Genomic DNA, 25,427 nt, shown 5'->3' with positions numbered 1-25,427 from the left:
CAGCCGGCGGATAACGGGTACCCGCGACAGGTGGAAAGCGCCGCCTCAGAGAGGCGGCAACGGATCAGGAACGGTCGTGCGTTCCCGCTCGACGAAGCGGCGTCACCACAGCCGAGCGTTCATACGGTTGCTCGAGCGGATCTCCCACTTGATGCGATTCGTGCTTCGATTTGGATTGGGTATCCGGCATCGAAACCTTCGGCGCTGCGGGCACGGCCTTGTTCCAGACCATGGCCCGGTGATACAGGAATGACAGTCCAACGACGGTCACAAAGGCACCGACGATGAACGACTGCGACGCCATGTACAACACCATGCAGAGCATGAAGAATTTGAATGGACGCTTGATGAGATTCGTGACAAAGGATTCCATAGTTTCTCTCCAGAAACGTTGCAAGGGATTTCCTGGCAGATGCCAGGCGATGGTTCGATGCTCCGAGGGAGCAAGGAATCTCTGGAGGAACAGCTGCGCTTCAACGCGCTTGCGGCATGCAGTAGCGCATGGCGAAAGCACGCTGGCGTGGGCGGGGGACTATGAGATTGAGCGCTGCCGCCATTCGGCGCGCACTAGGTCGATGCGTCTGAACGCAGGTTTGTCACGATCCTAACGACAGAGGATCAAGGAAGGTAGGCAGAAAGCTAACCAAAACACGGTGGCTTTCCGGGAAAAACGCATGAGCATGCTCATGGTTTGAGGTCGCGTCCGCAAATTAAGGTTTGTTTATTTCTGTTTTTCGAATGTCTAATATCGACCCCTAACGTTAGGGGTAAACCCCTAAATTCCCGGGCAAACGGTACCGATAAGCGAAGCATAAGCAACCAGCTTTGCACCTGTCCCGGCAAATGACACCCCTAAATGAAGAGCTTTTGCTGACCAAAAGGCGTCGCACGTTCCGTACTCTCCATGAGGACTTGACAACGCTTCTGGGCCGTAACGCTGGTTGTCAGGTTCCTTCCAAGTGAGCGAAAAATGCCGCAGAAAAAAATCAAAACTGAAGACGTTCCTGCCGTGCGGGCAGACATCGTGAATTTCCCTGTGCAACCTGAGGTCTCCCGAGCGGAGATAGCCTTACGCAATGCGCTCGGGACTGTCCCAGTCAACGAGGACGCATTCAGCCGTCTTCTTCAATGTGTCCGAAACATTCAGCGCACGAAGGACAAGATCTCTCGTCTGCTCCAGGACCTTGGGGCGGACCTTCAGCTCATGCATGAATCAACGACGGAAATCGTCGCTGCTGAGTATGGCGACACCCGAGCGGCACGGTCACGCGCGCGGGAGATGTTCTTCACCATCGCTGAGGACGCACTCGACCTCACTCGTAGCCAGGCACAGCTATACCTGAGTCTCTACCATCGCTTTCTTCAGCACAACGGCGCGCTTTCGAAGCTCAATATTGGTGAACTTATGGTTCTACGCCGGCGTGACTACTCCGCGGAGGAAATTGACGCGGTCATCGAATTCAAGGAGAACGACCCGGCCTACCATCGCAAGGACATTCGCAAGTTCGTCGAGCGGCTTCGTAAGCAGGAGGAGGAGGTTATCGACGTCCAAACCAAGTTGGACATCGCGACAGCGGAACTTGCAAGTACGGTTTCCGAGAATGCCGACAAGGATTTTGAGATTAGGCGCCTCAACACTGAGCTCGGACGATTGGCGTCAGAACGCGACGCGGATCGGGAAGCGCTGAGTCACGTACGGGAGGAGATGACCCGGCAAAACTTGAGCTACAGCGCTATCCGGATGCAGATCGATGATCTGGAGCGCGAGAAGCGAGAGCTGCAGGACCGCATGGCGTTCTCGAAGGCCAATACCCGCCCGGAAACCGTTGAAGTGCAAGTGGTTCCGCTAGGCTACGCCTCCCTGGAAGACGCCCTGGCCGCCAAGAATGACGAACTCTCCGCGGCAAAGGCAGAGCTGGCCGATATCCAGTCGCGGCGCCAGCAGATTGAGGACGAAATCGCAGAACGCTCGTCCGTCCTGGATAAGCGTGCGCGCGCCCGTGATGAACTCGCCAAACTGGTGACGGAATTCGAGCAAGTCGTTTCGACATTCGCGTCGGTGCAGCTCGCCGTACAGATGGCCGGAGACGTTTCCGAATTCCGCCCGGCCTTGACGGTGCTCGACAGCATCGTCTCACGTCTCCACGCCGACATTCGCTCGGCCCTGAATGCCCGATGAGAGCAAAGAGCTATGCTACAGCACTCCCCCACCGCCGAGTTTGAGCGTTTGCGACTCACCAGGATGACATGCGATCGGATTCGGTCGGCAAACTATCACCTCACCGATCACCTTGCGGAACTGCTCGGCGCGCACCCTGAGCTTGAGCAGATGCTGCATATTGGCAAAGGTGGCGTCGACAAGGTCCGCAAGGCGGAGGCCACGCAACGCGATTTGATGGGCACCCCGTTCCTCGTTGTCGTGCCGACGCTCTCCGAGGTACAGGACTGGCGTTGCTTGAGTGAAAACACAACGACCACACTGGCCGTCGACACACTGCGTTCTCAGTTACCTGGCTGGACCAACGACGACAAGCTTCGCTTGTTCTACAACAATCGCCATTACATTTGGCTGATGGTCGAGTTGCTCCACGTCAGCATTCTGGCCGCGCCGCTTCTCGGGATCACCAAGGAGCTAGCAGAGTATCTGCGTTCGCTCCCGCAGCACGTCCTTGACACGGCCATTGCGCGGGTGGACTTCCCGATTTTCCGTTGGCGCCTGCATAGCAAGACTTTCTGGATCGACTTTGATTCCAGTCGGCTGGGGACCGATTCGAAAGGGCATCACTTCCTGACCTCCACCCCGCTGCGCGCCGATCGCTTGGCGACGAAGAACAGCTGGACGAACCTCCGGTTGGAGCCATTCCAGAAGAAGGTCTACAGCGAAATGATGGTCCGAAGCTACTGCCGCGCCTCGACTATCACATCGCTGCTGGGCATAACCTCGACACGTACCCGCAAGCTGTTCCACCTGATCCACGGAAAATCCTCTCCCTCCGGTCAGCTACCGACGTCGACCGCCTGGTACTTCGAACATCCTACCCATCGCCTTCAGGCGACGACCATCGTCACGCTGTATCGCATTGCATTGGCGTTCGGCGCCAATGTTCCGGAGGCATTCATCGCAGCCTACGATCTTTTTGAAAAATTCTTCGGAACTTCGTCCAAGATCTCTGCCGATCGGGCATGTCACATTTGCCGAACCATGTCCACCGATGCGCAATTGGAATTGGCACCTTGCAGGGTATGTCGGACCCCCTATCTCATTGCAAACGCGGCGCCCCGTATTGAACTCAGCCACGCATTCTCCTGCCCCGGCTGCAGTGGGCTACTTGGCGGTCCAAATGGCGCGGCGCGCCGGCACAAATAGATCAAAGAGGACTGAAGGATGATGAGTACCGCTATTCTATTCGTTCTCGTCTTTGTAGTGCCCCCGGTCCTGGCATACATGCTCGCGCGGCAATGGGGATGAAGCGGCTGGAAGTGGGCGTTGATCTGCTTCTGCACGCGTTACATCGGCCTCTTCCTGCTGTATCTGCTGCCGTCAAGGGAGACCCCAAAGCTTCAGCAGTACTGCGAGAAGCATCCCGAATGCGCAACGAATATTGGCATGGCCTGCTATTGCGGATCGCGCAGCATCCGCCTGTGGCGCGAACAACGGTTCCTCTCCATGCGGCAGCACCATATTTGCAACCACTGCGGCCGGACCCCTTACACCACTGATGCTGAAGCCCCACCTTCAGGGGGTCAAAGTTGGCTTTAGTTTGTCGTCTAGATGGTGTTCCCCTTCGTGTATGCTCACGCCGGCCGAAGGCTGGGCGCGGACTTGACTTTGCGCCCCGGACGTTAAGCTAAAAATAACGGACCGATCCCCGGCCGATTCAAAATCAGAGAAGAAAAATGCAAAACTCCAAATTCGCTTTCTCGGTCCTGGCCACGGCCACGGCGCTCACTTTGGCCGCATGTGGCGGTGGTGGTGGCGACGACGGTGGCTCCAAGCAGGAGCCGAGTACACCAACCACGCCAACGGTTCCGCAGGCTCCGACGTCGGTGCCGCCGGCGACAACGGTCTCCGCCCCTTCGTACCCCAGTGGCGACCTGCGTCTGGCAGCGTTCAATGCCCTGAGCGACTATCGGATCAAGATGGGCGTCGGTGCCCTGAAGCAAGATACAGCCCTCGATGTTGCCGCGGACAACCACGTCGCGTACCTGAAAGCAAATTCTGCGGTTGGCCACGACGAAACTGCCGGCAAGCCCGGCTTTACCGGTGCAACTCCTTACGAACAGGGCGTAGCCGCGGGTGCCTCGAAGGACCAGTGGATCAGCCAAGCGGCAGATGGTTCCATCGGCTGCCTGGCGGACTTTAGGAACTCGGTGTATCACCTGCAGGGCATCACCAGCAACCAGGAGACGATCGGCCTTTCCATTCGTGACGGTTATTGCGTTATGAATTTTGGCGTAAAGACCGGTGCAAACGGCAGCGGATATGGCCTCCCGCAGTGGGGTGGACAGCAAATGGCGACGAACGCCTTTGCTTATTCTCCAATCGACGCCGAAAGCGTCCCAGGAACATTCACCGCCACCGCCGAGTCGCCAAGCCCGGCACCAGATCTGCCGAGCGCAGGCCACCCTGTCATGTTCAGGGTTCCAGCTCCCAATGCAAGTGACGTGCTGACGGTCTCAAACTTTATCCTCACGGGCCCAGCGGGTAACGCAGTTCCCGCCAGAGTTCTGGTTGCCAGCGCCGCGAAGCCGAGCTCAGTCGCTTCGGCTATCTCGGATCCCTACGTCTACAGTGGAGTGGCCTTCCTTCTCCCTACCCAACCGCTCTCGGCTGGCACTTACACCGCAACTTTCGCGGGCGCTCGCAACGGCGTAGCCATCAGCAAGTCTTGGAGCTTCACGGTATACTGACGTAGCGCCAAGCTGCAAAATTGGAAATGGCCCGCATCGATGCGGGCCATTTTCTCTTCTTCCGCGGGCTAGTCTCACTGCACTGTAGCGCCGTTATTACAAACACTGGCCGGCGCCAGGTATGTCCAAGTGAAGCACGTCCCTGGGCCGTTGCTGCCGCCGCCGGTCAAGGCCGAGTCGAACCCAGGCCCAGTAACGGCTTGAAACTGCATTGACGGTGTGCCATGAGTGATGACCCACCCGTTCACGACCGTCGACGCCCCCGGATTTCTCACGGTGACCAGCGCAGACGTCAATGCTGCGTATCCGCCAGAAGCTTTCAACTGATCGTAGGGGACACTGCCGAACAGCACATACTCTACATTACTGCCCCCGAAACCTTGCCGGGATGTGTACGAGTATGCGTACGGGGTAGCCGCTGGAACCGGCACGCCGCCACCCGCCGCAAAGCCGCCAGCAACAAGCACAAACGTCACCGTGTTTGGCGGTGGTGGAGGCGGTGGTGGAGGTGGTGGCGGCGGGGGCGGTGCCGGAGCGCCGCAAGTGGCCAGACCATTCTGGACGAGCCAGATCTTCCCGGCAGGACAGTCTGCCACTGTCATTGGTGACGCCGGAAACGTGTACAACTGTGCGGCCGCTGTTGAGAATTCGGCAGCGAGAACGCTCGCCAAAAGAATGCGCTTCATAGATCGATCTTGCTTCTAGTACATGCAGCCTGTCGTGACGGTGCCCAGCAGTTGCCCTCCAAGAGCCCCGGTATCGTTGCCGCTATACCAAGCCGCTGGCGACATGGCGCTTGCCTGCGCGTACCAGTAGGTGCCATAGTCGTTCACTGAGAAGTACGTTCCTTGAATGGGCGGCATTACGGTTCCAGTGATATTCACCATTTCCTGCCTTGGTGTGTACATCGCCCAAGCGGTGCCGCCAGGGCAGTTGTCCTTAGAGAACGTCATTCCATCCGATACGTTCTCGAATTTCCGCGTGATCGACAAGTTCCCCAACCCGTTGGTCAACGCGACATACCGGTTCCCTTTGCAGATGTAGCCGACGTTTGTACCGCTCGTGGCAAGCTGGCCATTGTTTCCGCACCACGTACCGTCGGTCACATTCGTGACGGCCGTGCCGATCGGCTGCCAAATGCCGCCGAAGCAAATCACGAGCCCCGTTCCCGTTGTGCTCGTCCGGATCGATTTGTCGACACCGCATGCGCTGCCTGGGCTTCCGGTGCTGGTCAGGTATGTCTCACCGTTGCTTGTGAGGGATGTGTTTGCCGACACCCGCCTTGCGTTGTTGACGTCATTGCCGCCCAGGTCGAGCGATGTCTGCATCTGGTTCAGCTCGGGATGCCCCGGTACCTGGACCCGGTACAGATACCCGTTATTGGCCTGCGCTCCGGTGAAGGCCAACAACGAAGCCAGCCGGCCACTCCCCGGGTTGGTGTAGTTCGCCAGCGGCACCTGCCACGCGCCGTACGCCCCATAGGCCCTGGTTGGCACCATCGTCGGGTCTCCGTTCTGCCCTGCGTATGGTACGAAGCCGCCCTGCGCACCGGCTTGCGCAGCGATCTGCACCAGCTGGCGCGTGTCTGTGATGGCACGGCCGCCCTGCGATGTGACAAGCGCCTGCAGGTTGTTTGGCGTTGGCTGCATGACCTGGAGCAACCACGTCTGCCCGAACACGTTCGTCACTGAGAAACCAGCGGGCAGATAGCCACCATTGACTAGCATCGCCGGCGTGACCGACACCGGCACACTCGCCGTGGCCTGGGCGACCAGCGTTGCGGCTTCGTCCTGCACGAACTGCAGGGCGGCCTTATCGAAAACCAGCATCTGGCTCGCCGCGGCTGCGGTCTGCACGTTCGTGACGCCGGCTTTCGCCCACGTCGCGAAGCCGGCAAGGCTCAGCATCGAGAGCATCAGCGCGATGAGATATCCGAGTATCGCTTCCATGCGTTTCTCAGGTGTTCAGCTGGACCCAGTGGACCAGCGCCCCAACGGGAATGTTCGCCGGCACGCTGTACGCCATGCCGGTTGCAAGATTGACGCCCGTGCCCTGACTTCGGACGCGGAACCACGCCAGGCTGCCTTGGGTGGTGCCGAGCAGCGACGCGCCCGCCCCTGAGGACACGCGCACATAGCCGTACACGTCCCGCCCCCCAGCTGGGTTGGCCACGGCCATGCAGCCCGCGCCGGCAGGAGTCACCATGCCCGCCGGCAGCACCGGCGTGACACTTGCTCCGACCAGGCCGGGCGTCGCGCCGGCCGTAGCTACGCAGGCTGCGCCGTAGGCCTGCGCCTGCTGTGCGGTGATGGTTGCCACCGATTCCATGCGACCGGGCACACCGGCACCGGGCGCCGCTTGCGACAACTGCGCGAGCTGCGCCACGAATCCAAGACAAAACAGGACCGTGGCGATGGGCATGATCAGGTAACCCATGACATTTCTCCTGAGGAACCAGCACGGGCCCTCGACCTCACTGGAAGGTGAGCGTAAAGGCGGCAGTCCTTGAGAAGCAGGGCCGCGCTCACGCCCTGCTTTGCGGTCCGACCGCCGCCTTCACCAAACTGAATTACCCCTTGCGAGCCACCGTTGGCAGAAGACAGCGTCATGGCATGCCCCAGGAATCGAGCAGCGTGGTGCTGCGAACCATGTCCGTCGGGAACACCCGCCGGTAATCATCGACGGAACGATCGCCGTCGTGAAGTTCGGTGGAGCCGTCGTAGCCCTGCGAGAACCCTGCGCGGGCAATCGTGCTCAGCTGTGCAATGTTGGTTGCCACTGCCCCGGCCTTGTGGCTCTGGATGCGGTTGTACCCCGCGTAGGAAACTACCAATGAGTGCCAACTGGCCCAGAACAATCGCGATGATCCGACCAAGAATCCCATCCACGTCATACCCCTAAAGTGCCATGCTCGATTACGTTGCCTTCCATCGTGGATGTGATACCGATGCAGAAGCGGTCGCTGTAGCCGCACGCTCGCCTTACTCACTGGAATGTCAGAGCGAAGGTCGCCGTGGCGCTACAGGCCGCGCCGGCGGTCGCCTGGTCGGGAAGGTTGGCCTGGTTGAACGTCGTCGAGCCGACTGTCAGCGTCACATAGTCCTTGAGACCCACGGCTGCGCTTACGCATTGCTTTGCGGTCTGTGCGTTGCCGCCGCCGAAGGTGATCACGCCCTGCGAGCCATTGTTGGCGGACGAAAGCGTCACTGCATTGCCCCACGGATCGACCAGCGTCGTACCGCGCACCATGTCCGTCGGAAACATGCCGCCAGTAACCATGGCCGCGATGTTCGCCGTCGTGAAGTTGGTATACCCGTTGTTCCCTTGCGAGAATCCGGCACGAGCGTTCGTAATCAGCTGCGTGAGGTTGGTCGCGACTACACCGGCTTTATGGGTCTGAAAGCCGTTGTAACCCGCGTAGGCAATGCCAACCAGTGCGAGCAGGCCCAAGACAATGGCGACGATGCGCCCGAGAATTCCATCCATTCGATACCCCTTTTTGAGTTTGAAATAAGCCGTTTGTTAGAACTGTCCCATCGAGGACGTGAGGATCGATGAGAGAGAGTTGGAGCCGAGCTGCAGCACCACGAAGGCCAGGAACATCAACCCGGTGAAGATCGCGGACATGACCATCCCTTTGGCGAGCAACTGCCGCTCGATGACCTCAGCGTTTTGGCGCACGGCCACCGTGATCTTTTCGGTGAAGTCATCGAAGCCCGCATATGCGCCGATTTCGTCGATTAGATCCAAGGACGGGAATCCATTGCCGGCCTGACGCATGGCCTCCGCCAGGTCCAGACCATCAGCAAGCCCAAGACGGATCGGCCGCAGCCGTGACGCCAGCCAGGGCGACGCCGAGCTGATCTGTCCCTCCAGCGCAACGGTGTCAGGTACGTTCGCCCGCAACAGTGCGACGAAGGACATCAGCCAGGTGAAGCCAGTAATCTCTCGGTACGCCGTGAACGGGAACACGTGCCGGTCACAGACTCGCCTGCCCGGCCCCGTCCATCGAGACAGCGCCCACCAACTCCAGCCGGCATATGCACCGATCCCGCCGAAAATCACTGGCGCTGGCCACCCCACCGCCAACTGCCCCATCCAGTACATCGCATAGGCCCAGTCCGTCCATCTTTGGAGCGGCAGTACATCGAGGAACTGCGGGACGATGTATCCCCCGATCAGCAGCAAGACCACGTAGAGCGTCACGAGATACACCGTTGGCGCGAAGAAGCTCGCCTGTAGCTTCTGACGAAGGCGTGTCGTCAGGTCCCGAACGTCCAGCACGAGCCGCATCGCTTCCGGCAATTGCCCCGCCCTCTCACCCGCGTCCAGCACGCTGCGCTCGAGATCGCTAAGGCTTGCGCCCATTGCCGCCATCAGTGTCTTGCCGTCGCGTACCTGGCGACCCACCTCGTTCGCCGCCTCGGCCGCGCGCTTTCTGCCGCGCCGAGCTTGCCGTTCGCGGAAATCCTCCAGAACCTGCGCGAGAGTCAGCCCATTCTCCAACTGGCTGGATGCCTGCTGATACAGGCGCCGCCGCATTCCCCAGGACAATCCGTTCACACTTGCTCCCGCATCGGAATGGCATCGACATTTCGCTCGGCGTCAACCGGATCGAGCCGGCCGGCCAGGACCAGGTCCATGGCGTGAGCGATCATCGGCTTGTCGGAGCCGGGCCGCGCCCTGTGGTTGCGCCTCGCCGCCAACACCCCGTCGTTGATGCAGTCTTGCATCAGCGCCTCGTTGGTCACTACGACCTCTGCCACTGCCTGCTGACCGACAATGCCTTCGCCATGGCAGTGTTCGCACCCTGCGCCGCGAACGCGCACGCCAAACAGATCCCCCCAAGAGCGCATCGCACGCATCATGTAGTCCGGCAGCGGTTCTGCCGCGCTTTCAATTGGCACGCAGCATTCCGAGCAAAGCAACGGGACGATCCGTTGCGCAATCAGACCGATGACCTGGTTGTGATTGCAGATCACGTCCATCGCCAGACGCACGTGGTCGAGCATGACGAGCCGCAAGAAGGTTTCGAACGGATCGGTCACGTGCAGGGTGGTCAGTACCAGGTGACCAGTGGCCGCGGCCTGCAGCGTTGCGATCGCCTCTTCAACACCACGGATTTCGCCCAGCAGTACGGCATCCGGGTCCATCCGCAGTGTCATGCGCAGCATCTCCGGAAAGCGTTCGCTTTCCGTGACAAGCTGGATCGCCCAGTCCATCGGGTACTCGGTCGGGTTCTCGATCGTGACCAGCCGCTTCTGGGGGAATAGACGGGCCTGGTGGCGGGTGCACTCGAAGAGCGTCGTCGTCTTGCCGCTGCCGGTTGGGCCCGTCACGACGATCACCCCCATGGGCCGACGAAGTAACTGCGAGATCAGTTCCACCTGTAAGGGCGTGTATCCCATCTCGCCGAGCTTGAAATCGCCCATCGGACTCTCTGGCATCCGAAGGTCCAATCGCTTCGCCGCCTCGAGCGCTTCGGACTTCTTGGCTCCCTGGTGATGTTCCCGGTATTGCAGGCGCGCCACGAGAAAGCCACCGCCGCTCTCCACCGGATAGGCCGGCCCGCGGACGATCCGCACACTGGAAAGGCCCGTGCCGGGCAGCGCGTCGCCGGCAATCTGCGCATCCTGGACGTCCAGCGGATTGTAGGTAGCGGCCTTCACGGTGGCCAAGCCCGTGTACATTGCCCGGATCAGTCGCTCCCCCTCTTCCCTGCGCATGGACAGGGCGGCGACCGTGCGCAGGTCCCCTTTGACCCGCACCTGGATCTCGGTATGGTGCTCACGGACCAGGATGTGGATATCCGAGGCGACCAGCACGGCGCAATCGGCAATCAGCCGGCGCGCCAGGCTCAACGTATGCAGGTCTGCATCCTGCAACAGGCCTGTACCGCGCTGCTGCCGCAATACCGAGAGTTCCTGCGCGGACACCTTGCGCACTTGTGGCGCCGCACCGCTGCGCCGCAGCTTCGCTTCCCAGGTAAGGAAGCGAGGCGTACCAAAGTGCCGCGCGTCCACGTAGATTTCGCAACCGTGCACCGCCAGCACCTGCTGCACTTCATCATTGGTGAGGCCGAACTCCTCGACGAGATTCTCGACATAGAGTCCGCTCTCGGACGCGCGCTGACGCAGAGCCGCCGCTTGCTCAGCCGTCAGGCGGTTCATGTTGCAGGCAACGCGGTCGAAGGTTGCCGGAATGGTCTTCGGATAGAGGATATGGGGCGCCAACACATCCGGTGGCGGCGGCAAGGTCAGCACGTCGGATTTCACCGACGGCTCGGCCCGCAAGGCAATTGCCGTGAAACGGGCAGGATCTCGGCTCGGATTGCGCCACAGGCGCGAAATGGTCCCGATCATCGTGGTTTTCCGACGTTGTGATTGGCCGCTACCGGCGGCGATGCACCGTCCCGCAGTGCGTATAGCTTCCCGGTTCCCTTCCATGCCTGAGTGGCTGCGTCGTAGCTGACTTCCGTGAGCCGCAAGCCAGGCACGGCATCAAGACCTCCGCCCGTGCCGAGCCAAGGCGGTGCGCCGAACGAGATATCTGCTGTCATGGAAAGCCAGGGATCAACCGGTGGATTGCCATTTGACGGAGGCAGCGCGGGCGGCATGGTCAACTGCAAGCCCACGCCACTGCCGTGCGCGTAGGTCCACATTGACCGCTGTGCATCCGCAACGGAATGAACAGCCGACGCCGAAGGCAGAAAGGCAGCCGGGACATTTGACGAGGCATTCGCCTGATTGCCGTCCGACGTGAGCACACCCGGCGCATTGGCGGCGATCCCGCCATCCCGCTTCCAGTTCGTTTCGATCGTCATGGTCGTCGAGGTGGCTCGCTTGCAGTGCCATCCGGCGAGCGTCCACCCAGCCTCAGCGAGCGCCTGGTTGTCCCACGCACGGCGGCATGCCTGAAGGAAGGCCGCCGGCGCGGCCTCTTCCACCCAAGGCAACACCCGTTGCTGCGCGGCCTCATTGGCACGCTGCGCGGCGGCGATTGCGCGTTGACGCATCAGCTGGGCTTCGCGCTCCGCCTTTTGCTGTTGGTCATACCAATACCACCCGCCCCCGGCGAGCGCGGCTGTCCCCGCGATCGCCGCCGCGACGTAAGCGGTCGACTTCCATGGCCCCGTCAGGACGTCCCGCATGGCCGACACGCCCTTCGACGCACGCGCCATCGCCGCCAGGTCGCGCAGCGTCCCCTCAACCTCCGTCCATTCGCCAAGCGCCCGATGCTGCGCGCGGACTGCAGTCAACTCTTCCAGAGTGCCGACTTGATCTCCACCGGTAATGACGGCATGGCCTTGTCTGACCGCCACATACCAGCAGCGGCTGCCTTGCAGGTGAAAGAGGCCCATCCATGGCTGACGATGCTGGCTCGCCACGATGGCGGCGAGCGGCTTTAGCCCAGCAGGCTTCGCGCCGGCCATGGGTTCGCAGAAGCCACTTTGGACCGCACCTTCGGCGCTTTCATGGACCACGCCCCAACGAACATTGCGGCCAAGCTCCAGAGCGCTTGCACGCAAGGCGCTATTGGTAGGCTGTGCCTCCTCGTGCAGCCAGGACAACCCAATAGCAAAGCCGCCCTTCAGCCCGGGGAATGACAGGATCTCGGCCATGGCTCAGGGCCTCAGCGTGCGCACGCGCTTGCCGTTGGCAAGCCTCACGCCGGCGTCATCGATGCTCACCACCTTCCAGCCGCCATCCAGCGTGTCACCGGCTTGAACCGGCACGGTACGCCCGTCGACATCGAGAATGGCGTTGTAGTGGCCGTCGAAGGCGCGTAGCGACACGAGGCGTGTCCCATCTGACAGCCTTGGGCTGGCCCCACCCGTCGGCATCGGACCGGTCAGCGAAATTGAAGGTGCCCCGCCTGGCTGCGGCGCCCCCGCAGGTGCGGCCGTGATCGAGTCCTCCGCGCGCTTCACTTCCGCCTTGTACTTGGCGATCTCCGCACGGGCCTTCCACAGCGCGAGCTGCGACTGCAGGGTGGCCAGCTCCGGCGCATCCGTGTTCCGAGACGGCTGGGTGGCTTCGACCGGAGCGCCTGCAGTGGTGCCTGCAGTCGCACTCGCTGCAGCGATCGCTGCGGTAGGATCCGTGACCGATTTCGCCGTCGGACTGGAAGCCGGGGGCGAGGTCACGTGGGCAGCCCCAACTGAGGCAACTGCGGCAGCAGCCGGATTGGGCGACGCGAGAGCCGCAGTGGTCGTGGCGGTCGCCGACAGACAAGCAACGGCGATGGTCAAGGCAGCCGCAGCCCAACGAAGATTCAATGCGCGTTTCTGCATAGTGTTGTCTCTGTGTTACAGGAGGCGAGCCGAGATCACGATTGCGATGACCGTGTCTCCCCTGGTGGCGCCGACACCGCCACCAAGAGCAGCCATCCATGGCTCACCGACGCCGTTGTTGGTCGTCGCTGCCTTCTGATTGCGCAGGCCTGTCAGCACCAGGGATTCGCCCGGCTTGAGGCTTACCGACTGCGCGAAGCGATTGGTCGGCATGGTGCGCAGCTGCACGCTGGTCTGATTCGCGTCGCCGCCTGCGTTGAACCGCTGCAGCGGAAGCAGGTCCGACAACGTCATATCGAAGTTCATCAGGATCCGGCCATCGACGACCTTGGGCAGGAACGCGCTGGTAAAGCCATAGGTCACGGTGCCTGTCTGGATGGAACTGGTCGAGCCGACATTCGCTGCCAACGTCGTCTGCGACTGCGGCACGTAGTCCTGCAGGGTTGCCGTCTGCAGGGCGAGCACCTTGCCGTTCTGGGTGACGCCTGAGCGCGACACCACCTGCGACACGTTGCCGAGGCTGGAGAGCGCCTGGACCACGGCCTTGCTTCCTGCCAGGGGGCCGCTCATGATCGTTGCGCCCAGGTTCATGGGCGAGGCGCTGCCGGAGATAGTCGGCGTGCTGGGCGAGCTGAAGGAGACGCCGGTGTGGCCGCTCGAGCTTTGGTAAGCGAGCGACAGGTTCAGGCCGTAGTTGTCCTCGCGCGTTACGCGGACTTCATAGACCTGCACATCGATGGCAACCTGCTTGCCATACATGGCAGCCAGGCTCTTCACGAACTGCTCGACGCGATCGCACTGTACGGGGTCGCCAGTGACCGTCAAAGTGCCCAAGTTCTTGTCAACAACGACCTCAGCACTGGCGCCGGCAACCGCCTTTGCCGTGTGCTGGAGTGTTTCCCAGGGCTTCATCTCGACCGACATGTTCGTCGACTGACCGCTCCTACCCGCGCCGGTCCCGCCAGCACCGCTGCCATTGCTGCTGGCACCGGACATGCCGCCGGAACTGCTGTCCGAGGTGGTGATCGATCCGGCCATGGATGAGGAGTCCGCAAGGCTCGGAAGCATGTAGGTACGCGTCTCGGTCCTGAAGAACGTCACGGTGCCGTCGTTATAGCGAGACCACGCGACAAAATGCGCCTCAAGCACCTCCAGAAATCCTTTGAAATTGCCTTCATAGCGCAGGGTCAACGGCAATGCCGGCGCCATGCTTGCGCCATTCGCCGATACCGAGGCTCCGCCGGCCAGCGGAGCACCCAGGTCCACCACACGCGGAGCCCCACCCATCGGGATAGGCCCACTTGGTCGTGGCCCGGATGCCGGTTGTACTTGAGCCGGGATGACTGGCAGCGCCGACGCGTCCACGGTGGCGCGCACACCGACGCTTTGCGCGATCCAGTTGGCGGCCTCGGTCAGCGAGCCGATGCTGCCTTTGAACACCACATGCTTGCTGTAAATGTCCGGTTGTGGCTTGCTTGCGCGAACCTTCTCTCCCATCAGCCATGCGCCCTCATGCACACGGAACACCGGCCGGCTGCGCGGCGCATCGGCATAGTGCGCGTTGGCCTCACTGCCGATCGCAGTTTGTACATTGCGTGTTTCGATCACGCCGCAGCCGGACATCAACGTGGCGGCCGCCACGGCAGCCGCCGTAAAGCGTTTCCTTCGCATACTCATTGCACTATTCCGTTTTGGCTGATGATCACCGTGCGGTTGCCGCGCCAGCTATCGCCGACCACGTCCGCACCATTGCTCGCGAGCTCTTCGACGACACGCTTGACGGCCGTTTCGAAGTCACTGCCGTAAGCTTTGTCGCCGGGGACGATCCAACCGTCCGGGACGTTCCATGCCACTGTCCAGCCAGCCCGGGTAGCCCAGCCTTGAAGCTGTTGTTGGAGGGGCTCCCCTTTGAGGAGTCTGAACTCATGAGCCACCGGCGCGACGGCCGCCGCAGCGGGCGAGGTGTCACCGGAGCCCAACACGGCGCTGCCTGTTACAGTGGTCCTCATGGGCGACACAGCGGCCAGCAGTGCCTCCCCGCCGGCGGCCTTGCTGGTGCGCTCGGGCTGCAACGACTGCCACCCATCGCTCGACAGTTGTTGTGCTGGATGCGCGCTGGGTGCCTTGGAAGCGTTGGCGGCCGGCGTGACGCACAGACTGGTGACCAGCGAGGCAATAGCCCCGGCGATGCGGATGGTTCGGTTGGATTGGCGCATAGCTATGCTTTCGAATGAACGGAATGGACTACCGCAATGCGGCACGTTGCAGCGCCTGCCACCGGGCATGGATCTGGTTGGCGTACCGCAACTGCTTGTCGGGCGACGCGGCGTTGTATGCGCCAACCGCCTTCCATGTCGGGCCGAAGCGCTGGATGTTCTCGCGCAGAATCCAGGCGCCGACGTAGGCATTCACGCAGCCATCGAAGAGGTGGGCCCGCGTAATGCCGTACTTGCTCAGCCGCGGCAAGTGAATCGAGTTGATTTGCAAGAGCCCAATATCCTCTGAGCCGTTCGTATTTCGGTTAGTCACCCACGGCCTCATGCCGGACTCTTGGATGGCGATGCTCCGCAGCAGCGGCGGGCTGACACCGTGGAATACGGCGGCATCGTCCAGGCAGTCGGCATAGGCAGTCCCAGCCAGCAGTGAGGTGACGATCAGCGCTCCGATCCTGCGAATCATCACAGCGCCACCTTCCCGGGTTGCTCTTTGAACCGCACTTGCGGCACGCGATCCACGTAGACCACGTTTCCGTCGGCGATCACCGTCAATCGCGCCGCAATGCCGTTGAATTTGTAGTAGCGGTCCTTTTGCTCACCGTTGCGCTGGTGGTCATCGCCGAAGACCGACACGCTGACCATCGATTTGGCGAAGCTCAGGTAGGTCGTGCCGTCCTTTTCGAAAGCCATTTCCAACCCGGCGCCGTTCTCTCGCGGGAAGACGTAGTCAATCTCCGGCACGCGCTGCACACTCACGGACTTTCCGTCCGCTATCGCCGTAAACCGGTCGACGGTGGCAAAGGACAGCACGCGCTGGGCCTCATCCCACTTCGTCCAGATCTTGCTATCGGTCTCGTCGCGCAACACCAGGTCCCTGGGCTCCTGCTCGAGCCGAATCTCGATGCGACCCTGCTTGTTGTCGCGGATTGCGACGGCACCGAAGGCCGATGCCAGGGTCGGGCCCTCCGGCAAAGGCGTTCCGGCCACCGGCACCGACGCTGCGGCTTCTGTTGGGCCGCCCGGCTCCATATGGGCTGCTGTCGCAGAAGCTTGCACCAGCCCACCCGTCCCCGCGGCCGACGCTTCACCCATCACCGAGAAGCTCTTCGGAGGCGCAACGCGCAGTGCGATGTTGCGGCGAGTGAAATCCACTTCGGCGTAAAGATCGCGGCGATCGAGGACCCGCGCGAGCGCCTGGAGCCAGTTCTCGCCACCCTGCAGCTCAATCGAGACGTCATCCGTCAGCGGAATGTCCTTCTGCGCCGTGCCGGTCCAACCGGCAGGCGCAATAGACTTGACCATTTGCGCCAATGGCAGGGACGACCGTCCCGCGCGCACCAGTGGCAAGCCCGTATAGCTGCCGATCAAAGCCAGCCTGCCCGAGATCGCCGCGCGCGGCAGATCGCCCAGCGGATTGGCCGGCTCGGACGTAAAGCCGTTGGCTCGCTTCCAACGCGCCACGACCGCCTGGCCGTTGGCCGAATAGCGCACCACATCGGGAACACCATCGACCACCCAGTACGGGCCGTTCTGCGCGGCACCGTCAGCCTGCACCACTTGGCCCGGCCGCGGTTGGATATACGTCGAGAGCCCGTCATTGAAGATCAGGGCAGGCCGATCCGCAGCCCGCGCAACGACCTGGTAATCGAAGTCCAGCGGCTCGGTGTCGGTCGCTGCGTGAGCGCTCGCCATCAACACCAGCGCGGAGAGAAGAAGCGACCTGATCATCGGAATTGGGCGACGTGGTTCATGAAACGAGCGAAGTACGGCCCGCCGCGCTCCGGATTGGCGCTGTGGTACCAGGCCACGGCCTTCATCGGGGAGCCGCTGCGCCGCAGGTTTTCGGCCAGGATGTCCTCCGCTACGCGGATATTGGTCGCCGGTGCGAGCGCTTCCCAAGGCGACGAGAAGCGCTTGCCGTGATAGCACCAGTTCACCTGCATAAGACCGACATCAAAATCGCAGCGCTGGCTGGCCAGCAGGCGGTTGACCGCCGCGTACGCTTCCTCGCGCGTGGCGAAGAACATGCCGCGCCCCGCGACGTTCAAGGTCCACGGCCAAGGGCGGCCGCGGTATGCCGATTCATTCATCGCGATGCCAGCCGTAATCTTGGGATCGACTCGTTGGCCCATCTGAGAAAACGGCTCGGTCTTCGGCGCGCAACCCCACCCGCCACGGCGCTCCGCGAGCGCTTCTTGGGCTGCTTCGGTGAGGATGGGCGGCCGCAGCCAGCCTTCGCGTGCGAGGAGGACAGCGATCGGCACGGCCTTCCCGCCGAGTTGGACGACTGGACCTTCCTCGGCCCCGGGCTCGATCAATGCGCCAACCAGCCTGGCCGACCAGCCTAGAAACGCGTCGAGGCCGCAATACAGGACCGGTTTTCCGGCGATGGTGTGCAGCCGGTCTTTTCCATCGGCATGCACTACCAAGGCGTTCGGGCTGATCACAGCCTGAATCATTGCGGCCTGTGCCGCGCCGGCGAGTACCAGCGTGGTCAGGGCGAGCATGGTCTTAGTCACGATATGCCTCCAGCACCATGTCGTGCTTGACTTGCACCATCATCTTCTGGCCCGGCTCGGTCGTGATCGTCGGACGGATGCTCTGGTTGCGGTTCAGGATGGTGGATGCGGTTTGCGCTGCAATCTGGCCGGCAGCATTGCCGTACGTCGTCAGGCCAGACGGTCCCACGGTTGTGGCTGTGTTGCTGTCATTAAAGCGTTGCTGAAGGACACCGATAACCAGGGCGCCACTGAAGATCTTCCAGAAATGGTTGTTGACGTCTCCACTGATGCCGGAGTGCCCGTTTGGGTCCGCCCCTTGCATACCCATGAGGGGCACCGTCTTCCCATTGGGCAACTGCATACGGACGAACGCGGCGAGGATGCGCTCCTGGCCGATCGTGACCTCGGCGCTGTAGGCACCTACCAGGGTGCTGCCGGCTGGGATCACCTTGCACCGCCCATTCACCGTGTCGTAGACGTCCTGCGAGACGGTCGCGCGGAATTCGCCCGGCTTGTCCGAATTGAGGCCGCCCGCGAACGTTGCCGGGATGACGAAGCCTCGGCTCAGCGTGCACTTCGGGAGCTTGCCGTCGAAGCCGGTGCGCAAGGTCGTCATGGCACCTGCTTCGCGGAGAAACTGCTTGTCCGGCGAGACGGCCAGTTCCGGCGCTTCCGGCGCCCCGTTGGCAGTGCTGGCACGGGCCACGGCGGCTTGCTGCAGCGCCCGCATCTGCGCGGGATCGGTCAGATCAGCAAGCCCGGCCGGCACCTTGGCCTGCCCGAGTTGGGACTTGCGCATGCCCTTCTTGAAGATCGAGGCCGTGAAGATATCGTCTTCTTCGTTCTTCTTCGCATCGGATGCTGCAGCTTTGGCCGGGGCGGCAAGATCCTTCGCCGTCATCACTGGCGCGCTGCCTGTGTCCGGCTTCACTGCCAGTGCGCGTTGGCGCTCCGCTTCAGCACGCGCCTTGGCCGCCTGATCACGAATCGTGGCCTCGAGCGTCTGCCCGTTGTCGCCGCTGCTGGCCCGTTGGCGCAGCTGCTCCGCCCGATCCTGCTCGGCCTTGGCATCGGACTGCTCTTCGCTGACCGACTGGAAGTAGTAGCCGAGCCCGCCCACCAGCAAGGCGGCGATCACGCCCAGCGCCATGACGATGTTGCGCGGCAGCTTTCCCTTGACGGTGCGCTCCTGCGCATCCGTCACATCGGAGACACCGGTGGACGATGTGCGATCGCGCATCAGAACAGCCCCAGGATGCGCCGGCGACCGCGCTCGACCTTGACCTCCTCGCTCCCGGAGCGCAGGGCGATGGCTTCCGCCAGCCGCTGTACGACCAGAAAGTCGCCACGGCGTATGAAGTTCACGACCACATAGTCGCTGCCGTCCTTGGCCAGCGGCACCGGCCAGTCCGCGCCCTTCGGTATCCGCAGCCACACCGCCTTGCCATCATCAAAGGCTGCCTCCGGCTTGAAGCTGGCGCTGCCCGAGATGGAATACTCGAAATTGAGCTGCTCAGGCCCTACGGCAAGGGCATCCGGATTGCGAACGCCCTCCAGATCAGCTCTCCCCTCGCCCCGCTCGCCTCTCGCATCACTACGCGCCTTGGCCTTGGCCGCAAACGTCGTGGGGATACGAAAGCGCACTTTCTGGTAGAAGATGCCGCCCAACGGCGACGATACGAGCGTGAACTCGTAGCTGCGCTTGTTGGTGTTCACTGAAAGGGTATTCACCAGACCCGCCGCTTGGGGCTTCACGTACAGATGGTTCAGGCCATCGGTTTCGTAGTCCCAACGAACGCTCTCACCCCACGCCGGCTCGCCAACGATCTGCTCGTCCTCGGGGAACTCGATCGTGGTCATCTTCAGCGGCGCGCTCAGCACACGAAAGATCTGGTCGCGGTTGTAGGTAAAGACGACGAGGCGGGAGTCACCCGGCAGCGCGATCGGCTCTACGCCGCCGTTAAAGGGGTTGGCCGGGTTCATGGCGTCGCTAATGTCGCCGATGCCGAGGCCCGCGACACTGGCGCCGACCCGGCGCACCGGCTTATCGGCGGCGTGCGCGTCCGGTATGGCAAGAGTCAGCGCCATCACAGCGGCGGCAACCAGGGAACTCAGCGGGGATGACTTGCGGATATCCATGAGCGTAGACCCGGCTTCATGCCGGCGATTTCTGGAGGCTGAAGAAAACGGGATGGACACCGAATGGATTCGTGCCAAGCACGGCGTCGCTCGTCGGCGGTTTTACCTGGTAGCGGAACGTCATCGCGTACCGCATCTTGCGCGGCTTGTAGCCGTCCTCCGTCGTGGTGGTAATGAATTCCACCGCGACGGTACTGTCGGGCAGGACGGCCACATTGGTTACCTTGACTTCGCGGACAAGGGTTGCCGACGCACCGACTTGCCGAAACGGTTCATCCTCTGCCACCCAATCCTCGAACTGCTTGCGAGAGGATCCGATCATCTGTTCGCGGACAGAACGCAGGTTGCGCGCCATCCGTGAGTCCTCGACCTGGGTTGTCAGGATCGGTTCGATGGTGAACCAGCGCGTCACGAGATCCTTGAGGGCCCATTGCAACTGAATGCCTTCCGGCTGGAACGCCTCAAGCTCTCGCACGATCGGCTTGCCGCTCGCATCCGCCGACACGCCTACAGCCTTCACGACCGAAGGCGGCGGTTCACGCGTCATGATCGCCGCCAACGCAATGCAGCCCAGGCCGAGGGTTGCGACCTTCCAATGGTTGCGCTCCACGGAGATTCTTGTGGTGCGATCGAAGATCAGCTGCTCGGGGCTTTCATTGCCATACATCCCTGGCGCAACGGCGAGGGGCTTGGCATTGTCGGAATCTTTGCGGAAGAAGCGCATGCTGCGGCAGTCCTTTGGGATGCCGCCAATTTAAGCAGTGAAGTCACCCCTTCAGGTCGCAGAAAGCCATGCGATTTTGCGCGGCTTTCCGAGAATCTCCGCGATCTCGCCAGATCACGCAGGACACTTGAGAGACCTCCGGACGCTGTAGCGACGCCTGGATCCTGCGACGGGCTTTGGGAGCCGGCTAGAGGCGTCGTTTGATGCTGCCTCTCCCGTCGCACCCTATATCCAACTGCCCCGAAGGAGGATTACCCGGAAAGCCGATGGTTTTGGTATCCCTTTCCGCGAAAACAGCATGAGCATGCTCAGACTTTCCTCTTCGCACCACACCAAGGCGTTGGCTCAGATCAGAGCCGTGCCGAAGAACCGTAGAAAGCTGGCAAAAGTCGTATATCTTTCAACGCGCCACACGATACATCGCCCGCCAACAATAGCGGGCATGGAATCCTCAGTCTCCAACCACCCCATATTGCAACTCAGCCAGCTCGAAGAAAGCGCGGTCGCGATGTTCTTTGAATCGCTCGCGCCAATACGCGCCTACATCGATGCGTCCGATGTGGCCGAGGTCATGGTCAACAGGCACGACAGCATCTGGGTGGAGCGGCGCGGCGAGATGACGCGATTGGACGTGAGGATCGAGCCCGCAAAGTTGGAAGGTGCTGTTCGCTCCCTGGCTTCCTCGGTGCAGAAGTCTGCGGTGCGGGGCACCGCACAAGGCATCATCAATGCGGGCCACAAAGGGCTTCGGATCGCCGCCGTCATGCAGCCCACAGCCATTGACGGCCATGCGCTGAGCATCCGCCGGCACCGCGAGACCAATCTCTCTCTTAGCGACTATGTGAAGGCGGGGGCCTTCTCGTCCCGGCACGCCTGCAGCAAACACACCGATCAGCCCATATTCACGGGCTCTGTCGAAGATGAAGCGCTCAAGGATGCCCTCATTGAGCTTGTCCTGCAGCGGAAGAACATCCTAGTCGCCGGCGGCACATCTTCCGGCAAGACCACATTCTTGAACGCACTGGTCGAGAACATTCCCGACGGCGAGCGTGTCCTGACCATCGAGGACACGATGGAACTCAAAACGCGGGTACCCAATACGGTCCGCCTGCTCTCCAACACCGACAAGAACGTGACCACCCAACAGCTGGTCGCGCTCGCCCTGCGATTCCGCCCCGACCGCATCCTCGTTGGCGAAGTCCGCGGCGGGGAGGCGTTCGACCTGCTGCAAGCGCTGAACACGGGTCACGACGGCGGCATGGCGTCGCTACACGCGAACAACGCCCGCTCGGCCCTCTCCCGCATGGAAAGCCTGGCGATGCTTGGCATCCCGCCAGGCTCTCGTTGGGAACTGGATGACATGCGCAAGCTCATCGCTGAGTGCTTTAACTACGTGGTGCATATGCGCCGCACCGGCGAAATGCGGCACGTCTCGGAAATCATCGAGATCAAGGGCTTCCGCAACAACGACTACGACATCGAACGCGTTTTCTAAACCAAGGAGTCTCTCCAATGTCTTCCCCGTTTGTTCAATGTGCCGCCAAGACGGCGCGCAAGTACGCCCCGTCGATGCTGGTCCTGGTCGGCATGCTGAGCGTGGCCACATCCGCCGTCGCGGCCGACTACGGGTTCCTCGGCAACCTCGGCGAATTCATCTGCGGCATCGCCACGTTCATCAACACGAAGTACCTCTTTGTCGCCGGTCTGATCCTGATCGTCCTGGGCGCTATCGGTATCGCCAACTCCGAGTCGACCATCATGAAGTTCGTCTCGGTGATCTGTATCGGTATCGGTCTTGCCGCTGCAGCCCCGGCGATCATGAAGACGCTCGGCGTTGCTGCCCAGTGCTCCGGATTCTGATATGCGCGAACACCACGTCAGCATTGGGCTATCCCGCCCTCGCCAAATCGGCGGGGCCGTGCGCGGACTGGCCATCGCCAACGGCACGGTGGTCGCTCTGCTGGTGTACGTGACGTTCCGCAGCGGCTGGAAGATCCCCGTCGCGGTGGTGCTGATGGGCATGGCGTTTCATGCGCTCTTGCGCTGGCTCACGACCCGGGATCCATGGTGGAACCAAATTCTGAACGTCTATAACCATTACGGCGATCTGTACGAGTCCACCCCGTGGCACGGCAAGCTGCATACCCTCTTTCGCCGTCCCTACGGCTTTGACAGCGACCTGCCATGCTGAAGTTAAAGCGCCGTCCCCTCTATGAGTTGGTGCCGTGGCTGACATCGATTACGCCGGAACTCGTCCTCAACAAGGATGGGTCGCTACTCGCTTCCTACGCGTTTCAGGGTGTGGACGCCGACAGCCCCGACAGCAATGACATCACGTCTGCGCGCAATCAGCTGGACCAGGCATGCCGTACGTTCGACAACCGGATTACCGCGTGGTGGAAGATCAGCCATCGGCGCGCTCGCGACTACGTTGAAGGAGAGTTCGCCTCGCAGGCCGACGAGCGTCTGGACGCCCTTAACCGGGCGCACATGACGACCGGCAAGTACTTCCACAATGCCCACTCGCTGGCACTCGCTTACACGCCGGAGAGCGGCATCGCGAAGTTCTTCGACAAGGCCGGTTTCCACATGACGGTCGGTGGCAAGTCCATCTACGCGGCGATCTTCGAGGCGACGAAGGACACGCTCTTCGCGCGCAGCGCCTTTGCCTTTGATCTGGAGAAGATCTCGACCGATGCGCGTCGCTTCGAGTCGATGCTCGACGCCTTCACCGGCGGCGTGCCGCGTCTGCGCACGCGCCGCCTTGTCATGCAGGAAAGCTACGCCGCCCTGCACCAGGCTGCCAATCCGAGCGTTCCGCCGAGGCGCATTCGCTACCCGGTGACGCTGCTCGACACCCACCTGACCGAATCCGAAGTGACCGTCGGCGCCGAGCGCCTGTTGTTCGAGTCCGCCCATGGCAAGCGGTACGCGGCAATCGTCGCCGTTAAGGAATGGATGAGCTTTCAGGAAGCGGCACTGGACAGCCTGATGCAGCTCGACGCCGAGCTCGATGTCTGCATCATGTATCGATTCCTCGACACGGCTCGCGCTGCGGCCTACATCGAAAAGGTGAGGCGCTTCTACAAGATGGCAGCGCTCAACATCCGCTCCATCCTGAAGCAGTACTTCGCCAAGGAAGAGGCCGAGAACGACGAGGGCCGCGAGGAACTGGCCAAGGAAGCTGGCAAAGCGCTCCAGCGGCTAACGGCCAAGAACACGCAGCACGGCTTTGCCAACATCTCCATCATCGTCTACGGTGATTCCGAGGCGGCCGTCGAGGACTCGGTCAGCGAGGTGGTTGGGGCGCTCACCAACGCTGGCTTCGGGGCAATCCGCGAGAAAGCCAATCTGATGGCCGCCTGGAACTCTACCCTGCCCGGCCGCTGGGACAAGCAGCGCCGACTGCAGTTCGTCGAGACGCCCGCGGTTTCCGACCTCGCCCCGGTCCGATCGGTCATGCCCGGCCCCTCGCGCAACGACTGGCTCTCGGACAAGGCAGGCAAGGAAGTGCCACCGCTGACCTGCCTGCCCACCCGCCATCGCACCGCGCAGCGTGTCGACCTGCACCAGCCCGGTGGAAATGCCCACCTGATCGTCATTGGCCCAATCGGTGCGGGTAAGTCCGTGTTCCTGAACTTCCTGGTTTCCCAGGCTGGCAGGCACGAAGCTCGCCGCATCCGATTCGACAAGGACAGATCCACTCGCATCACGGCGCTCCTGAGTGGCGGGAAGTTCATCGACATCACCGGCAAGTTCGAAGCGGCGACTCGGGTCAATCCGCTGTCGTTGTTGGCCGATCCTATGAACTTCACCTACGTCTCCGAGTGGGTGACGCTGGCCATTGAGGACGACTCCTTCACGCTTTCACCCCAGCAACGCCAGGATATCTTCGAGGCAGTGAAAATCCTTGCCGGATATGGGCGAGAGAGCTGGACCCTGGGCCGGCTCGCAACGCTGCTGCACGACAGCTTGCGGGAACGTCTGCAAATCTGGCTGCAAGGCGGACAGTACGGGCATTTCTTCGACCATGCCGAAGACGCGTTCGAGATCAGCGACAACCTGTCCATCGAGATGGGGGATCTGTTCCTGAACTATCCGCGGGCGGGCGCGCTGTTCATGGACTATGCGTTTTATCGCATCAGCCAGAGCCTCGGCACGCGATACACGATCATCGAGGTGGAAGAGCTGGGCTTCTTCTTCACCAACAAACGGTTCTACGAGCGGTTCGAAATGTGGATCGTGACCATCCGCAAGCTCAATGCGGCGCTCTGGGGTGCGACGCAATCGCTCAAACAACTGGCCCGGGTTGCCGACTTCGAGATCCTGAAAGAGAACGTCGGCAACTTCATCTACCTACCGAACAGCCAGGCGAACACCAGCAAGGACCTTTACAAGGAGAAGTTCGGCCTGACCGATGACCAGATCCAGATGGTCAACGATGCAGTACCGAATCGCGACTATCTGTGGATCACGCGCTCCCAGACCCGGATGCTGCAAAGCCCGTTCTCCGACGAGATGGTGGCGATGTTGCGCTCGGATGGTGTCGCGCAATCGATTCTTGATCGTCATTACGCGTCGGGTGCACCCGACTGGCAGCAAAGCTACGTGCGCGAAATGCTCGCGCGATCCGTCTAAGGAAA

24 protein-coding genes are annotated in these 25,427 nt (G+C 61.8%); 7 read left to right on the top strand and 17 right to left on the bottom strand.

Annotated elements, in window-relative coordinates; genetic code table 11:
• Positions 1-64 precede the first annotated feature (64 nt).
• Positions 65-373 (bottom strand): hypothetical protein, encoded by a 309-nt coding sequence (locus CTP10_RS37685; RefSeq protein ID WP_058698185.1) that lies wholly within the window; start codon positions 371-373, stop codon positions 65-67.
• A gap of 597 nt (positions 374-970) precedes the next feature.
• Here CTP10_RS37685 and CTP10_RS37680 point away from each other — a divergent pair.
• The 3 genes from CTP10_RS37680 (at position 971) to CTP10_RS37670 (ending at position 4,911) form a co-directional block, all read left to right on the top strand.
• Entirely contained in the window at positions 971-2,179 is a 1,209-nt protein-coding gene (locus CTP10_RS37680) for a hypothetical protein (RefSeq protein WP_058698186.1), read from the top strand.
• A gap of 12 nt (positions 2,180-2,191) precedes the next feature.
• The gene (locus CTP10_RS37675) at positions 2,192-3,367 is read left to right on the top strand and encodes a FlhC family transcriptional regulator (protein ID WP_058698187.1); all 1,176 of its coding nucleotides are present in this window, start codon (positions 2,192-2,194) and stop codon (positions 3,365-3,367) included.
• Positions 3,368-3,897: 530 nt separating this feature from the next.
• Positions 3,898-4,911, top strand: a complete 1,014-nt coding sequence (locus CTP10_RS37670; protein WP_058698188.1) for a CAP domain-containing protein — start codon at positions 3,898-3,900, stop codon at positions 4,909-4,911.
• Positions 4,912-5,612: 701 nt separating this feature from the next.
• Here CTP10_RS37670 and pilV read toward each other — a convergent pair.
• From pilV to CTP10_RS37590, 16 genes are all read right to left on the bottom strand, one after another.
• On the bottom strand, positions 5,613-6,860 hold the full coding sequence (gene pilV, locus CTP10_RS37665) for a shufflon system plasmid conjugative transfer pilus tip adhesin PilV (RefSeq protein ID WP_058698189.1): 1,248 nt from the start codon (positions 6,858-6,860) through the stop codon (positions 5,613-5,615).
• A 7-nt stretch (positions 6,861-6,867) separates the two neighbouring features.
• Positions 6,868-7,347 (bottom strand): hypothetical protein, encoded by a 480-nt coding sequence (locus CTP10_RS37660; RefSeq protein WP_058698190.1) that lies wholly within the window; start codon positions 7,345-7,347, stop codon positions 6,868-6,870.
• A 169-nt stretch (positions 7,348-7,516) separates the two neighbouring features.
• Positions 7,517-7,768 carry a hypothetical protein gene (locus CTP10_RS37655; protein WP_233528062.1) on the bottom strand — a complete coding sequence of 84 codons (252 nt, stop codon included), beginning with the start codon at positions 7,766-7,768 and terminating at the stop codon, positions 7,517-7,519.
• A gap of 128 nt (positions 7,769-7,896) precedes the next feature.
• Entirely contained in the window at positions 7,897-8,397 is a 501-nt protein-coding gene (locus CTP10_RS37650) for a prepilin type IV pili (RefSeq protein WP_058698191.1), read from the bottom strand.
• Between the two features lie 36 nt (positions 8,398-8,433).
• Positions 8,434-9,474, bottom strand: coding sequence for a type II secretion system F family protein (locus CTP10_RS37645; RefSeq protein ID WP_058698192.1), 1,041 nt, complete (start codon positions 9,472-9,474; stop codon positions 8,434-8,436).
• Positions 9,471-11,273, bottom strand: coding sequence for a GspE/PulE family protein (locus tag CTP10_RS37640; protein WP_058698193.1), 1,803 nt, complete (start codon positions 11,271-11,273; stop codon positions 9,471-9,473). The genes CTP10_RS37645 and CTP10_RS37640 overlap by 4 nt, the downstream gene beginning before the upstream one ends.
• On the bottom strand, positions 11,270-12,532 hold the full coding sequence (pilO2, locus tag CTP10_RS37635) for a type 4b pilus protein PilO2 (RefSeq protein WP_058698194.1): 1,263 nt from the start codon (positions 12,530-12,532) through the stop codon (positions 11,270-11,272). Before pilO2 ends, CTP10_RS37640 begins: the two co-directional genes overlap by 4 nt.
• A gap of 3 nt (positions 12,533-12,535) precedes the next feature.
• A complete protein-coding gene (gene pilP, locus CTP10_RS37630) occupies positions 12,536-13,204 on the bottom strand; it encodes a type IV pilus biogenesis protein PilP (protein WP_081050309.1) in 669 nt (222 codons plus the stop codon).
• Between the two features lie 15 nt (positions 13,205-13,219).
• The gene (locus CTP10_RS37625; RefSeq protein WP_058698195.1) at positions 13,220-14,881 is read right to left on the bottom strand and encodes a type II secretion system protein GspD; all 1,662 of its coding nucleotides are present in this window, start codon (positions 14,879-14,881) and stop codon (positions 13,220-13,222) included.
• Positions 14,878-15,420, bottom strand: coding sequence for a toxin co-regulated pilus biosynthesis Q family protein (locus CTP10_RS37620; protein WP_058698196.1), 543 nt, complete (start codon positions 15,418-15,420; stop codon positions 14,878-14,880). Before CTP10_RS37620 ends, CTP10_RS37625 begins: the two co-directional genes overlap by 4 nt.
• Positions 15,421-15,448: 28 nt before the next feature.
• Positions 15,449-15,883 carry a lytic transglycosylase domain-containing protein gene (locus CTP10_RS37615; protein WP_058698197.1) on the bottom strand — a complete coding sequence of 145 codons (435 nt, stop codon included), beginning with the start codon at positions 15,881-15,883 and terminating at the stop codon, positions 15,449-15,451.
• The gene (locus CTP10_RS37610; protein WP_058698198.1) at positions 15,883-17,148 is read right to left on the bottom strand and encodes a TrbG/VirB9 family P-type conjugative transfer protein; all 1,266 of its coding nucleotides are present in this window, start codon (positions 17,146-17,148) and stop codon (positions 15,883-15,885) included. The genes CTP10_RS37615 and CTP10_RS37610 overlap by 1 nt, the downstream gene beginning before the upstream one ends.
• Positions 17,145-17,927: a transglycosylase SLT domain-containing protein gene (locus CTP10_RS37605; RefSeq protein ID WP_058698199.1), complete on the bottom strand. Its 783-nt coding sequence runs from the start codon at positions 17,925-17,927 to the stop codon at positions 17,145-17,147. The genes CTP10_RS37610 and CTP10_RS37605 overlap by 4 nt, the downstream gene beginning before the upstream one ends.
• A 4-nt stretch (positions 17,928-17,931) precedes the next feature.
• Positions 17,932-19,161 carry a TrbI/VirB10 family protein gene (locus tag CTP10_RS37600; protein ID WP_058698200.1) on the bottom strand — a complete coding sequence of 410 codons (1,230 nt, stop codon included), beginning with the start codon at positions 19,159-19,161 and terminating at the stop codon, positions 17,932-17,934.
• On the bottom strand, positions 19,161-20,060 hold the full coding sequence (locus tag CTP10_RS37595; RefSeq protein ID WP_058698201.1) for a TrbG/VirB9 family P-type conjugative transfer protein: 900 nt from the start codon (positions 20,058-20,060) through the stop codon (positions 19,161-19,163). The genes CTP10_RS37600 and CTP10_RS37595 overlap by 1 nt, the downstream gene beginning before the upstream one ends.
• Positions 20,061-20,076: 16 nt before the next feature.
• Positions 20,077-20,784: a VirB8/TrbF family protein gene (locus CTP10_RS37590; RefSeq protein ID WP_058698202.1), complete on the bottom strand. Its 708-nt coding sequence runs from the start codon at positions 20,782-20,784 to the stop codon at positions 20,077-20,079.
• A 442-nt stretch (positions 20,785-21,226) separates the two neighbouring features.
• Here CTP10_RS37590 and CTP10_RS37585 point away from each other — a divergent pair, with 442 nt between their 5' ends.
• The 4 genes from CTP10_RS37585 to CTP10_RS37570 are packed head-to-tail and all read left to right on the top strand — an operon-like array spanning position 21,227 to position 25,422.
• Entirely contained in the window at positions 21,227-22,279 is a 1,053-nt protein-coding gene (locus tag CTP10_RS37585; protein ID WP_058698203.1) for a CpaF family protein, read from the top strand.
• A 17-nt stretch (positions 22,280-22,296) separates the two neighbouring features.
• The gene (locus CTP10_RS37580) at positions 22,297-22,644 is read left to right on the top strand and encodes a hypothetical protein (protein ID WP_058698204.1); all 348 of its coding nucleotides are present in this window, start codon (positions 22,297-22,299) and stop codon (positions 22,642-22,644) included.
• Between the two features lies 1 nt (position 22,645).
• Positions 22,646-22,975 carry a VirB3 family type IV secretion system protein gene (locus CTP10_RS37575; protein WP_058698205.1) on the top strand — a complete coding sequence of 110 codons (330 nt, stop codon included), beginning with the start codon at positions 22,646-22,648 and terminating at the stop codon, positions 22,973-22,975.
• Positions 22,969-25,422 (top strand): VirB4 family type IV secretion system protein, encoded by a 2,454-nt coding sequence (locus tag CTP10_RS37570; RefSeq protein WP_058698206.1) that lies wholly within the window; start codon positions 22,969-22,971, stop codon positions 25,420-25,422. The genes CTP10_RS37575 and CTP10_RS37570 overlap by 7 nt, the downstream gene beginning before the upstream one ends.
• The last annotated feature ends 5 nt before the right edge of the window (positions 25,423-25,427 follow it).

The organism is Cupriavidus sp. P-10, from assembly GCF_003402535.2.
In the GTDB taxonomy this organism is placed as follows: Bacteria; Pseudomonadota; Gammaproteobacteria; order Burkholderiales; family Burkholderiaceae; genus Cupriavidus.
The sequence above is the reverse complement of the archived record's forward strand: the minus strand, read 5'-3'. Positions and strand labels throughout refer to the sequence as shown.